Below are 12,290 nucleotides of genomic sequence, written 5' to 3'. Positions count from 1 at the left end.
TTCAAACTTAAGATCATTATTATCGTAGTCCTCTAAATCAATATTGAGTACGCGATATCCTGCTGTTAAACCAAGATCAATGAGTAGATTATCTGCAAACTTATATTTTATTTCTGCCAATGCGTCTGTGATTCGTGCATCATCAAAGTTTGTATAAGTTGCTTCACCTTTAGCACTTAAGCCTGTAAATGGAAGTTTTACTTCACCAGACAAATAAGCAATAGGATATGTTTTATCAATATCCACGTGCTTACCTGTATACGCAGTTATATCACCATTTAGTACAGTTGCACCAAGTCCAGCATCTACACTCACAATATTGTCTAATAATTCATAATAGAGAATAAAATCGCTATGATCTAAATCAACTTTATAGTTAGCTTGACCTAGAGTTTCTGATTTAGTTTGAGTATCTAAATTTACATAACGAATTTTTGCATTTGGAATAAATGGGATTGGGTGTTCTATTGCCAATGAGAGTTGAGCACTACCTTTTTGATCTAGATCTTGATTGTCAGGGAATTGAGAAGACATATTCGCTTTACCATCATAAAACCAGTAGCCTACGTCTCCTTTTACTCCAACAAAGTCTGCTTGAGCAAAGCCACTTAAGCCCATCCCGAGCGTTAATAAAGATATTTTTAATATTTTCACTTTGAACATCCGCATAAAAGAAATCTTTGAGCGCATGATATAGGCATCTTGCTACAGATGCATTGATAAAAAACATGAGTCTGAAGCGTATATTGTTAATAATTTTTCTAAGTTAAATAAAATTTTAGTCATTTCAAATAATTAATATTTGCCTCTTAATTTGGGTGTCATTAATCCTCTACAAATTTTAGTATAAATTTTTTCATCTAAAAAACTGGGTATTATCAAATTTTAATTGGAAATTGAGGAAGAAATTAATGGATAAGTTGAGTAATTAAATAGATCTTTTTATGAATTGGAAGAAAATGTCATTGAACAACATTGTCCGCCTATATGATTTAAACGTAAAGATTAGCTGAAAAATAACCAATTGTGAAAAAAACTTGGAAAATTCGTAAAATTTCTGATGGAAATTACAGTAAAAAGAAATAAAAACAGGTATTGTTCAGCTATATAGGGGCAAAAAATGGACAAAAATCTTTAAGGAAGAATTTTCTATATTTGCTTGTTTGAAATGAAAATAAAAATACTCACAAGGTGCCTTTTATTCTCAATCAAACACAAAAGTATTCTTTGGTTCTTTTTTTGCATGCGGAATAACAATCAACAATAGCAGTAAAAATAAGCAATCTTTTAACATTAGGTGTTTTATGACAGATTCTCGTGAAAACTGGACGTCACGATCTGGTTTTATTATTGCAGCCGTTGGTTCGGCTGTAGGCTTAGGTAATATTTGGCGCTTTCCATACGTTGCTTATGAAAATGGTGGTGGTGCGTTTCTTATTCCTTATCTATTAGCACTCATTACTGCTGGTTTACCGTTACTATTTTTAGATTATGCGGTTGGGCATCGTAGTACTGGTTCACCTCCGAAAGCATATCGAGCCTTATTTAAAGGCGGAGAAACACTAGGGTGGTGGCAGGTTTGTGTCTGTATCATTATCGGTTTGTATTATGCAAGTGTGTTGACATGGGCAGGTAGTTACGTTTACTTTTCTATTGGTCAAATGTGGGGAAGTGATCCGGAAGGCTTCTTCTTTAATACCTACTTACAAACCTCAAAAGCGACTGGTTTTGATTTGCAGTTTGTAAGTCATTTATTCTGGCCGATTGTTGGAATTTGGGCACTTACTTTAATCATTCTTTATGGTGGGGTGAAAAAGGGTGTGGAATTATCCAATAAAATTTTCATGCCATTATTATTCGTTCTATTCACTATTTTGGTGATTCAGTCATTGCGTTTGCCGGGTGCAGCTCAAGGTTTGAATGCATTCTTTACGCCAAACTGGTCAGCAATGATGGACTATAAAGTATGGTTAGCCGCTTATGGTCATACTTTCTTTTCATTATCTGTTGGTTTCGGGATCATGGTTACCTATGCATCTTATTTAAAACCAAAAACAAATTTAACGGGTTCTGGCTTAATCGTTGGTTTTGCAAATGCATCAACTGAGATTTTGGCAGGGATTGGTATTTTTGCAGCGCTGGGCTTTATGGCGCATGCAGCAGGTACTGAAGTTAAAGATGTCGTGAGCGGCGGAATTGGATTGGCATTTATTGCATTCCCGAAAATTATTTCAAGCTTAGGTACAGGGGCTGATTTATTTGGTCTTTTATTCTTCTCTTCACTTTTCGTCGCAGGTATTTCTTCGATGGTCAGTATTTTGGAAGTGCCTATTGCAGCAATGCAAGATAAGTTGAAATGGGGCCGTAAAAAAGCTGTAACGATTATTGGTGGTGGTAGTGCACTTGTATCAATTATTTTATTCTCAAGTGTAAATGCAATTAAGTTGGTTGATATTGTTGACCACTTTATCAACAATATCGGTATTATCGGTGGTGCATTAATATCAATTATTAGCATAGCTTGGTTTAAACGTTCGGCTCTTAAAGAGCTTAGTGACCATATAAATCGTATCTCAACCATTCAAGTGGGTAAGGGATGGGATTTCACTTTAACGGTTATTACATCTTTAATCTTGTTAACTACACTCTGTATGACTGTTTTTAATTTGATCAAAAATGGCTATGATACTTATAGTATGAGCTTACAAGGTGTATTCGGCTGGGGCAGTGTGATTTTCTGTGCTGTCGTTGCAATCGTGTTAAGCAAAATGAAAGATCGCTAGGAGGATAAAATAATGAATACTTCGGCAATCGTGATGATGGTGATTTCGATGGTGTTTTTATGGGGTGGATTGATTTTATCTATTCTACATTTATCGAAACATCCTGAAGAGTTAGATGATGTTTTAGAAGATGTAAAAGATCAGCATACGCTTTGATGCTGATCTAGTAAAAAGCAGGCTTAAAGCCTGCTTTTTTTATGCAATTTTTTCAATTTTACAATAATAAAATCCATCGCCAGACTGCGCTTGTGGTAATAATTGTCGACCATGAATTTGTTCAAGTCCCCAATTCGCTTCAATCTTAATTTCTTTTGCATCTGTATGTTGTGCAAAGAAATTTATCATCTGCTGTTCATTTTCAGCTTTTAAAACTGAACAGGTAATATAGAGCAGTGTGCCTCCAACGTTGAGTTGTTGCCACATGTGCTCCATAATCTGCTTTTGTAGTTCAATCGTTTGAGCTATGTCGCTAGATTGGCGCAATAAACGGATATCCGGATGACGACGAATAACACCTGTCGCAGAACAAGGTGCATCTAATACAATACAATCTACTGGTTGTGCAGGTACCCATTCGGTTGCATCGGCTGCCAAAATTTCTGTTTGACTTTGATCAAGTGCTAAGCGGTTTAAATTCTCAGTTACACGGATTAAGCGGTTAGAATCTTGGTCAATAGCAATGAGCTGAGCTGGTTTAAACTTTTCGAGTAAATGAGCTGTTTTTCCACCAGGTGCTGCACAGGCATCAATCACTGTTTTATTATTTAAATCTGGCAATAATGTTGCACATAGCTGAGCATGTTCATCTTGTACAGAAAACCATCCTTCTTCAAAACCGGGTAGTTGGGTAATTTGTACAGATTGTTCAAGAACAATACCTGCTTCAGACAGAGTACATGCACGTGCTTGAATATCTAGACTTTGTAGTTTTGCTAAATAAGCATCACGGCCAATATGACGCTGGTTCACCCTTAAGGTTAAAGGAGCGACTTGTTTTAATGATTGGCAAAGAGATTCAGTTTGTTCTCCCCAATCCTTTTTTAGCTTTTTAAAAAGCCAACTTGGTAAGCCATGCGCTTGTTGTAAACCTTGCTGAAAGTCATCAGTTTCACGAGTAGCGCGCCGCAAAATAGCATTCACAATACCGCCAAGTGCAGGAAATCCAAGTTGTTTGGTGGCATCTACTGTTTCTGATATGGCAGCGTGTGCTGCAATACGCGTGCATAAAACTTGATAAAGTCCAACATACAGACAGGTTTCAACTGTTTCATTATTTAAAGGTTTGCTGAGCAAAGGTAAGCTAATTGATTTAAGTGCAAACCATTGGCGGAGCGTACCTAGAACAAGTTCATGAAATAGTGCGCGATCACGCTCTGCAACTTGATTCAGCTGTGTATTTAAAATACTAGCGAGTGATTGGCCTTGCTGAACTTTTAATAAGGTCTGGACGACTTGAGCACGTAAGTTAAATCGTGACGAATTTGATGAAACCTGACTCATGGTAGAATTTGTCCTACATGAAATTTTTGAGTTTGTAACATTTGTTTGCTATTGAGAGCCTTACCACCTGGCCATTGCACACTAGTTAATAGCAATGGTCGACCTTTTCCACAAACCACCATCACACCATGATTGTCTACCCTAACAATTTCACCTGGGACTTTGTTACTAAATTCAGTAATCGTAAGTTCTGCGGCCCAAACACGTAACACTTGCCCGTCTAGTTCACAAAACGACACAGGCCAAGGGTTGAACGCACGAATATTTCGGTCAAGCTGAACAGCATCATTTGACCAGTCAATACGAGCTTCTGATTTCACCAATTTGTGTGCATAGACAGTTAGGCTTTCATCTTGAACTTCACGCTCTGCCAAATATTTTTGTAGTGTTTCTTCTGACTCGAGTACGTCACAAATTGCTGTTGCACCTTGAGCTGCGAGTTTGTCATGTAAAGTCGCTGATGTATCTTCGGCTGTGATTGGACAATAGGTTTTATACATCATATCGCCTGTATCTAAACCAGCAGCCATCTGCATGATCGTGATTCCGGTTTCTTCATCACCTGTTGCAATCGCACGCTGAATTGGTGCTGCACCGCGCCAACGTGGTAATAGTGAACCGTGAATATTTAAACAGCCATATTTAGGTGTATCGAGCACAGCTTGTGGAAGAATCAAGCCATAGGCTGCAACGACCATCACATCGGCACCTAAAGCTGCGAGTTCTTGTTGGGCTGCGAGCCCTTCCTCTGTAGATGCTTTAAAGTGAAGTGGTTGATAAACAGGGATACCATGTTCAAGCGCAAGCTGTTTTACAGGAGATGGCGTTAGTTTTTGTCCACGGCCGGCTTTACGATCCGGCTGGGTGTAAACGGCGATAATTTCATGGGAAGTTTTTAATAATGCCGCCAATGCTGTTGCAGCAAATTCGGGGGTGCCAGCAAAAATAATTTTCACAAATGCAATCCAAAAAGAGTTTATGGATAGTATACGTGAAAAACGTTTGAAGCCCTAAACTCATGGCTATTGAGAGATTTGGTTTTTAAATAGTGAACAAAAAATTATTCAAAAATTTTTATTGATAAAAAAAGGTTATGAAAAAATAAAAAATTATTCATGTAAGTTTTGCTAAATATTGACTGACTATTACTGTTCTTGGCTTTCCGAATATTATTTGCTTCTATAGAATGGAGAATGATCAAATTATGATGATGAGTCAATATTCCGACTGATCTAACGCTATATCAGTATCATTCAGCCAGAGTGGAAGAAATTCCGCTCAAGCACAACTTGTTGGAAACACTAATGCCTGACTATCGTTCAAAAACATCGACACACGGAAGAAATATGGCTGGCGCACGTGGCTTATGGCGTGCAACAGGAATGAAAGATGAGGATTTCGGCAAACCGATTATTGCGGTGGTCAACTCATTTACTCAATTTGTTCCGGGCCATGTACATCTTAAAGATTTAGGGCAACTAGTCGCAGCAGAAATTCAGGCATCAGGTGGTGTTGCTAAAGAGTTTAATACGATTGCAGTAGATGACGGGATCGCAATGGGGCATGACGGCATGCTTTATTCATTACCATCACGTGATTTGATTGCTGACTCAGTTGAGTACATGGTAAATGCGCATTGTGCTGATGCTATGGTCTGCATTTCGAACTGTGACAAAATTACTCCGGGAATGCTCATGGCTGCGATGCGCTTGAATATTCCTGTGGTTTTTGTGTCTGGTGGACCAATGGAAGCAGGTAAGGTCAAATTCCGCGGTAATGAAAAAGCGATTGACCTTGTTGATGCAATGGTTGTTGCGGCTGATGAAAGTTATACAGACGAAGAAGTTGAAGAATTTGAACGTTCAGCATGTCCAACCTGTGGCTCATGTTCAGGGATGTTCACTGCAAACTCAATGAACTGTTTAACTGAAGCATTAGGTTTATCTTTACCGGGTAATGGTTCAATTGTTGCGACACATGCTAATCGTGAAAAATTATTTTTAAGAGCAGGTCAACTTATTGTTGAATTGGCTAAGCGCTATTACGAACAAGAAGATGCAAGCATTTTACCTCGTTCAATTGCAACCAAGGCGGCGTTTAAAAACGCGATGACCCTTGATATTGCAATGGGTGGTTCAACCAATACGGTTCTGCATTTATTGGCTGCGGCAAGTGAAGCGGAAGTTGACTTTACAATGGACGATATTGATGAGTTGTCACGTCGAGTTCCTGTATTGTCTAAAGTAGCGCCTGCGAAACAAGATGTTCACATGGAAGATGTTCACCGCGCTGGCGGTATTATGGCCATTTTGGGTGAGCTTGATCGTGCGAATTTACTTGATGTATCACTACCAACAGTTCATGAGAAAACGTTAAAAGATGCGTTGGACAAGTGGGATATTATTCGTACAGAAGATGCAGATGTGTATGAGTTTTATCGTTCATCTCCGGGTGGTATTCCAACTCAAGTTGCGTTCTCTCAAAATCGCTACTATGCAACTTTAGATGGTGATCGTGAAAAAGGCGTTATTCGTAATGCAGAACATGCATTCTCGAAAGATGGTGGTTTAGCAGTTCTATACGGCAACATCGCGCTTGATGGCTGTATTGTAAAAACTGCGGGTGTAGATGAATCAATCTTGAAATTTACGGGCACAGCGCGTGTATTTGAGAGCCAAGATGCCGCTGTAGATGCAATTTTAGGTCATGATATTAAAGCTGGCGATGTGGTTGTGATTCGTTACGAAGGCCCACGTGGTGGTCCGGGTATGCAAGAAATGCTTTACCCAACCAGCTACCTTAAATCGAAAGGTTTAGGCAAAGACTGTGCATTGGTGACAGATGGTCGTTTCTCTGGTGGTTCATCAGGTCTTTCGATTGGACATGTTTCACCAGAAGCTGCTGAAGGCGGTGCAATTGGTTTGGTAGAAGATGGCGATACGATTGAAATCGATATTCCAAACCGTACTATTCACTTGAACGTTGATGATGCGACTATGGCGCACCGTCGTACAGTTCAAGAAGCGAAAGGCTGGCATCCGAAAGAAGAACGTAAACGTAAGGTATCAAAAGCGTTAAAAGTTTATGCAATGCATACAACAAGTGCGGCAAAAGGAGCTGTACGCGTTCTATAAAATATTCAATTTTATTAATTGAATAGAAACTATGCACCCATTTGCACGATGAATTATTATCATGCTGATGGGTGCATTTTTACATCTGTTCGAAAAAATAGGCTTGTAGATGAGGGTGTTGCAAGTCATTCTATGGGTTTCTCATAAAATGATGATAAAATCTTCACCGATGCAGGAATACGTGCAATAACATGATCTTTGTTCTGTGTAAGCAGAGCTCGTCAGCATTTTGTATATGAAATTTCTGCGACACTTTGTACTGCGATCAAAGCAGTTTTTTGGTCTTGCTTAGGATTTATTTTTTTTAGAGGCTCTACTCTCATGTCACTGCTACGCCGTTGGTTTGACCCTATCCGATCGAGTTGGTTTTACCAAAAACCTTCTCGTCAAGCGGTGTTACCCACGGAAAATGGTTTAAGTATTTATTTACGACTTGATGATGTGTATAGCTATTTAGCTGTTCAGCAACTGTCTCAGCTCGATGAGATTTTAAGTGATGAGCTTAAACCTTTAAAAATTATTATTTCTCATACGGCTTCTGAACCTCCGAATGCTATGTCGCATGAAGAATGGCAAAATTACTGTCTGAATGATGCCAAAATATTAGCCAAACAACATCGTTTTGCTTTTGATGAATTTCCAGAAATCCCAAGCCAAGAATCTTTAAAACAAGCTGCCGTCATATTAAAAAGAACCCCATTACAAGGTCAGAATTTCTTACATTTACTTGAAGATATTTTTCACATGCTTTGGCAGCAACAATATGGAAAGCTGCGTACTTTACATGCCATGGCAGTTAAACATCAGCTTCCTCAACATTTTTCAGAACGTATTTTTACGGATGAGTCTGTAACGGCTGCATATTTTGAGTTTGGTGGTCGTAAATATCATGCAGTAGATGATTTATTACGTTTAACCCGTCGTCTAAAACAGCAAAAGTTACTTACTGGTAATCCGATCTTTTTAATTAATCATATCGAATGGCGTGAACATTTGATTAATGATGCTGAGGCACTTACCGAAATTCAGACACTTCGTCCTGAACTCGATATATATATTGCCTTAGAAGATCCAATGAGTTGGCTGTTACTTGCTTATATTAAGGAAGAGCTGGCCGATTATTATGACATTCAATTAAAAGTTTACCCTTTAAGCTATCAAGGCCGAGATTGGTTTGACTGGAGTTTGGCAACCCGTGTTTCTAAACGAACAGATGTTGCTTTTACCCCTTTTTGCCGTCCTACAGAAGAAAGTACGCTTGAAATGGCAAAGCTTTTCTATAGCGTGCCTGAAAATCAGCAAATCGATACGGTTTTTACGATTTTGCAGGCTGTTTGGACAAAAGGCAAAGATTTATCTTTCAAAAAGCATTTCCAAGAATTACAGCAACAGTTGGGAATTGAGCAGTTAACCGAACAGGATGTGCCAGCTGTTCTGGCGCAAAATGACGCATTTTGCAGAGATAAGCATCAGCCTGATTTACCAGTTTTAGAGTTGCGTATTGATGGGCAAAGCTATGTCTTTAATAGTTTGTATCGTGTTTGGATGATTGAAAGTATTTTTAGCAATGTATTAGAAGAAAAATATAAAACGGCCTCAACTTTTAATTGAGGCCTTCTCCTAAAAACAAGAATAGGGCAAAGCCTGTTTTTTCCGTAGCATAGCCTTGTAGGGAATCGGAGATAAACAGTGACATTTCTAGCAATTATTATGGTGGTATTTGCCTTTGCTGGCATGATTAAAGGCATGATCGGTTTAGGGTTGCCCGCAGTATCGATGGGCCTACTCACCATCGCAATGAGCCCATTTCAAGCAGCATCTCTTCTGATTGTTCCTTCAATGGTCACTAATGTCTGGCAGCTTTTCGCTGAGGGGCATGTCTGGTCTTTTATTCGCCGTTTCTGGACTTTGCTTGTAGGCATTGTGGTGGGCTCAATATGGAGCTTTCTGCCCACTTTGAGCCAAAGTCATGGGCATAGTAGTGAAATTTTATTAGGCTGTATGCTGGCCTTATATGGGCTCTATGGTCTATGTGTGAAAAAGCTTCCGCACTTAGGCAAGCATGAACGTTGGCTATCGCCCATCATTGGTTATATTGGTGGGGCAGTGACCGTAGCTACTGGGGTTATTATTATTCCAGTAGTGCCTTACTTGCAGTCGTTGCATTTAAAACGTGATGAGCTGGTACAGGCTTTGGGGCTGACTTTTACTGTCTCTACGATTTGCCTTGCAGTCTTTTTACATCACAACCCTATGTCAGGAATAACGCTAGACTATCGTTTATCTTTTGCTGCTTTATTTGCTGCATTAGTTGGAATGTGGTTAGGTAAAAAAATCCGTTATCGACTCAATGAACAAAAATTTCGTCGTATATTTTTTATTGGTTTGATGTCATTAGGGATTTATATGGTTTTGCACTAAGCCAAGTGTTTAAGGGCGATGTTGCAGTAAAAAATCAGAAAACTGTTGATAGCTTTGAGGGAGTTGATTGAAATTTTGTGTAGCCAAAAGTAGTTTACGATTTGCCCACGCCCCTAGTAATTGAATCGAATGGAAATGATAGTCCGATTGCAAACGCTGTGCAGCGCGGGCGGGCATAATTGCAATTCCAACACCTTTCGCCACAACCTCAGCAATTGCGCCAAAGCTAGGTAAACGTAAACGGTACTGTATGTTAAAGCCTAGTAATTTAGCTTGAGTTTCGATGGACTGCTGCAAAGAGTGGTGGGGTTTAAGGCCAATAAAGCCATAACTTAAAGCATCTACCAAATTCAGCTCTTGGTATTGAGCTAAATTGTGGGCAGTAGGGCAAATCAAAACTAATGGATCGCTGGCAAATTCTTTCGTTTGCAAATGTCGGGTATCAAAAAAGCTTGAGACCAAGCCAAGGCTCGCAATTCCTTGGGTTAATGCATCTACAATTTCTGAGCTTTCTGCTTCGTGCAAATCGATATTCATTTCAGGATGAAGCACTAAATATTGCGGTAATAACGGAGGCAAATATTCGCTTTGAGCAGAAGAGTTACACCAAAGCGTTAATGCTTCAGTTGTCGGTTGTCTAAAACGTTGCATTTCTTGTTCGAGTTGATCTTTTTGCGCTAAAAGCTGATGAGCATGCTCAGTAAAAGCATGTCCTGCTGTTGTGAGTTCGACTCCAGTGGTGTGGCGAATAAATAAAGGAGTTTCAAAATATTGTTCGAGTTTTTTAATACGTTCGCTAGCAGCCTGAAGTGAAATCGCGGAACGATCTGCACCTTTAGTTAGGCTACCAGTCGAGACAATATGAAGAACCAATTGTAAATCAAAAAAATCAAAACGCATGATAGGAACGTATTGAAACGCAAAAATTCATCATACTAAAAAGTAATCAAGAAAGGTGATGAAAGGCAATAATAAAAAGGCAGCTTTCGCTGCCTTTTTTGAACTTAGGTTTTATCTTTTAAACTAAACAGCCAATTTAAAATAATAGCTGCAAAAGTTGCTGTACCAATGCCACCTAAATTGAAATTACCAAACATTAATTCAAAATTTCCGGCACCTAAAATAATCGTCACAGAAGCAACAATCAGGTTTTTATTGTTGGAAAAATCAACTTTGTTTTCAATCCAGATTTTTGCACCAGCAATGGTAATTAAACCAAATACAACAATAGACGCACCTGTTAAGACAGCACTTGGAATAGTACTAATTACCGCGCCAAATTTTGGAGATAAACCCAAGAAAATAGCAAAGACACCAGCAATCACAAAAACAATGGTTGAGTAGACACGAGTGACGGCCATAACTCCAATGTTTTCGCCATAAGTCGTCATACCAGGTGCACCAACGCTACCAGAAAGCGTTGTTGCCAAACCATCTGCAACAAATGCTTTACCTAATTGTGGAGTCAGGTTTTCACCAGTCATTGCACCAACAGCTTTAATATGGCCTAGGTTTTCTGCTACTAAAATGAGCGCAACGGGCGCAATAATTAGCATTGCTTTAGTATCAAAGGTAGGATGTGAAAAGCTTGGGATCCCGAACCATGCAGCTGCTGAGATCTGACTAAAATCGATGGGTTTACCAAAACCTAGCCCATTGGTGGTGATGGCATAAATTACATAAGCCAAAATTAAACCGACTAACAGAAGCAAACGTTGCAACAATCCGCGAGTAAAGACTGCAATACTGCCCATACAAAGTACGGTAATTAAGGCCATCCACATTTCAAATGGTTGTCCTGCAACACCTTTAATCGTAACGGGTGCGAGGTTTAGACCAATAATCATCACAACCGCGCCAGTCACGACAGGTGGCATGAGTTTTTCAATCCAGCGCGTGCCTGTAAGCATGACAATAAAACCGATGAGGGCATAAAACACACCGCACGCAACGATTCCACCTAAAGCCATAGAGAGGTTTGGATTGGCGCCCGAACCCGTAATATGCCCAGTTGCTGCTGCAACCACACCAATAAATGCAAAACTTGAGCCTAAGTAACTCGGAACACGACCACCCGTAATTAAAAAGAACAGGATGGTACAGATACCAGACATTAAAATGGCGAGATTAGGATTAAAACCCATGAGTAATGGTGCTAAAACAGTTGCTCCAAACATAGCAAACGCATGTTGAATACCTAAAATAGCACTTTGAACTGGAGGGAGATATTCATTGGTAGAGACTGGCCGATGGTCAATATCACCTTGGTAAGGCTGCCATTTTGGAAACCAATTGGACATAACATAAGCTCGTTATTCTTTAATTGCTGCAATGATACTCTTTCTTGAGAATGCATTTAATCTCTAGAGAGAAGTATGTTAGTGAAAAATAATTATTTTTTAACGATTGGTATAATTTTGTGAATTCTAAATATAAGGAATTAGTTATTTTT

Annotated in this window: 10 protein-coding genes; 5 read left to right on the top strand and 5 right to left on the bottom strand. The window is 39.2% G+C overall.

The window, feature by feature from the left end; all coding sequences use genetic code 11:
- Window positions 1-663 (bottom strand): TIGR04219 family outer membrane beta-barrel protein (locus NL42_RS14105; protein ID WP_461313205.1); only part of this gene is annotated, 663 nt, incomplete at its 3' end.
- A 641-nt stretch (window positions 664-1,304) separates the two neighbouring features.
- Between NL42_RS14105 and NL42_RS14100 the strand changes: the two genes are divergently transcribed.
- Both NL42_RS14100 and NL42_RS14095 read left to right on the top strand, forming a co-directional pair.
- On the top strand, window positions 1,305-2,783 hold the full coding sequence (locus NL42_RS14100; protein WP_016139748.1) for a sodium-dependent transporter: 1,479 nt from the start codon (window positions 1,305-1,307) through the stop codon (window positions 2,781-2,783).
- A gap of 12 nt (window positions 2,784-2,795) precedes the next feature.
- Window positions 2,796-2,939, top strand: coding sequence for a methionine/alanine import family NSS transporter small subunit (locus NL42_RS14095; protein ID WP_004640212.1), 144 nt, complete (start codon window positions 2,796-2,798; stop codon window positions 2,937-2,939).
- 39 nt (window positions 2,940-2,978) lie between these two features.
- Here NL42_RS14095 and rsmB read toward each other — a convergent pair whose 3' ends face one another.
- Complete coding sequence (rsmB, locus tag NL42_RS14090; RefSeq protein ID WP_461313204.1) at window positions 2,979-4,283, bottom strand: 16S rRNA (cytosine(967)-C(5))-methyltransferase RsmB; 1,305 nt, start codon at window positions 4,281-4,283, stop codon at window positions 2,979-2,981.
- Window positions 4,280-5,239: a methionyl-tRNA formyltransferase gene (fmt, locus tag NL42_RS14085; RefSeq protein ID WP_461313203.1), complete on the bottom strand. Its 960-nt coding sequence runs from the start codon at window positions 5,237-5,239 to the stop codon at window positions 4,280-4,282. The genes rsmB and fmt overlap by 4 nt, the downstream gene beginning before the upstream one ends.
- Before the next feature lie 348 nt (window positions 5,240-5,587).
- Here fmt and ilvD point away from each other — a divergent pair, with 348 nt between their 5' ends.
- The 3 genes from ilvD to NL42_RS14070 all read left to right on the top strand — a co-directional run bounded on the left by ilvD (window position 5,588) and on the right by NL42_RS14070 (window position 9,838).
- On the top strand, window positions 5,588-7,417 hold the full coding sequence (gene ilvD, locus NL42_RS14080) for a dihydroxy-acid dehydratase (RefSeq protein WP_035366348.1): 1,830 nt from the start codon (window positions 5,588-5,590) through the stop codon (window positions 7,415-7,417).
- 321 nt (window positions 7,418-7,738) lie between these two features.
- Window positions 7,739-9,028 (top strand): hypothetical protein, encoded by a 1,290-nt coding sequence (locus tag NL42_RS14075; RefSeq protein WP_461313202.1) that lies wholly within the window; start codon window positions 7,739-7,741, stop codon window positions 9,026-9,028.
- A 78-nt stretch (window positions 9,029-9,106) separates the two neighbouring features.
- Window positions 9,107-9,838 carry a sulfite exporter TauE/SafE family protein gene (locus tag NL42_RS14070; RefSeq protein ID WP_461313201.1) on the top strand — a complete coding sequence of 244 codons (732 nt, stop codon included), beginning with the start codon at window positions 9,107-9,109 and terminating at the stop codon, window positions 9,836-9,838.
- A gap of 9 nt (window positions 9,839-9,847) precedes the next feature.
- Here NL42_RS14070 and NL42_RS14065 read toward each other — a convergent pair whose 3' ends face one another.
- Together NL42_RS14065 and NL42_RS14060 are read right to left on the bottom strand one after the other, a co-directional pair.
- Window positions 9,848-10,738: a LysR family transcriptional regulator gene (locus NL42_RS14065; RefSeq protein WP_461313200.1), complete on the bottom strand. Its 891-nt coding sequence runs from the start codon at window positions 10,736-10,738 to the stop codon at window positions 9,848-9,850.
- Window positions 10,739-10,842: 104 nt separating this feature from the next.
- On the bottom strand, window positions 10,843-12,138 hold the full coding sequence (locus NL42_RS14060) for a solute carrier family 23 protein (protein ID WP_461313199.1): 1,296 nt from the start codon (window positions 12,136-12,138) through the stop codon (window positions 10,843-10,845).
- Window positions 12,139-12,290: the final 152 nt, after the last annotated feature.

It is taken from the genome of Acinetobacter sp. GN11, from assembly GCF_054823985.1.
This window is presented reverse-complemented; position numbering and strand designations above follow the sequence as displayed.

What these genes read in the sequence shown, in the direction of transcription:
- NL42_RS14060 (WP_461313199.1), bottom strand. Translation starts at nt 12,138, where the DNA reads ATGTCCAATTGGTTTCCAAAATGGCAGCCTTACCAAGGTGATATTGAC.
- NL42_RS14065 (WP_461313200.1), bottom strand. Translation starts at nt 10,738, where the DNA reads ATGCGTTTTGATTTTTTTGATTTACAATTGGTTCTTCATATTGTCTCG.
- NL42_RS14075 (WP_461313202.1), top strand. Translation starts at nt 7,739, where the DNA reads ATGTCACTGCTACGCCGTTGGTTTGACCCTATCCGATCGAGTTGGTTT.
- ilvD (WP_035366348.1), top strand. Translation starts at nt 5,588, where the DNA reads ATGCCTGACTATCGTTCAAAAACATCGACACACGGAAGAAATATGGCT.
- rsmB (WP_461313204.1), bottom strand. Translation starts at nt 4,283, where the DNA reads ATGAGTCAGGTTTCATCAAATTCGTCACGATTTAACTTACGTGCTCAA.
- NL42_RS14100 (WP_016139748.1), top strand. Translation starts at nt 1,305, where the DNA reads ATGACAGATTCTCGTGAAAACTGGACGTCACGATCTGGTTTTATTATT.
- NL42_RS14095 (WP_004640212.1), top strand. Translation starts at nt 2,796, where the DNA reads ATGAATACTTCGGCAATCGTGATGATGGTGATTTCGATGGTGTTTTTA.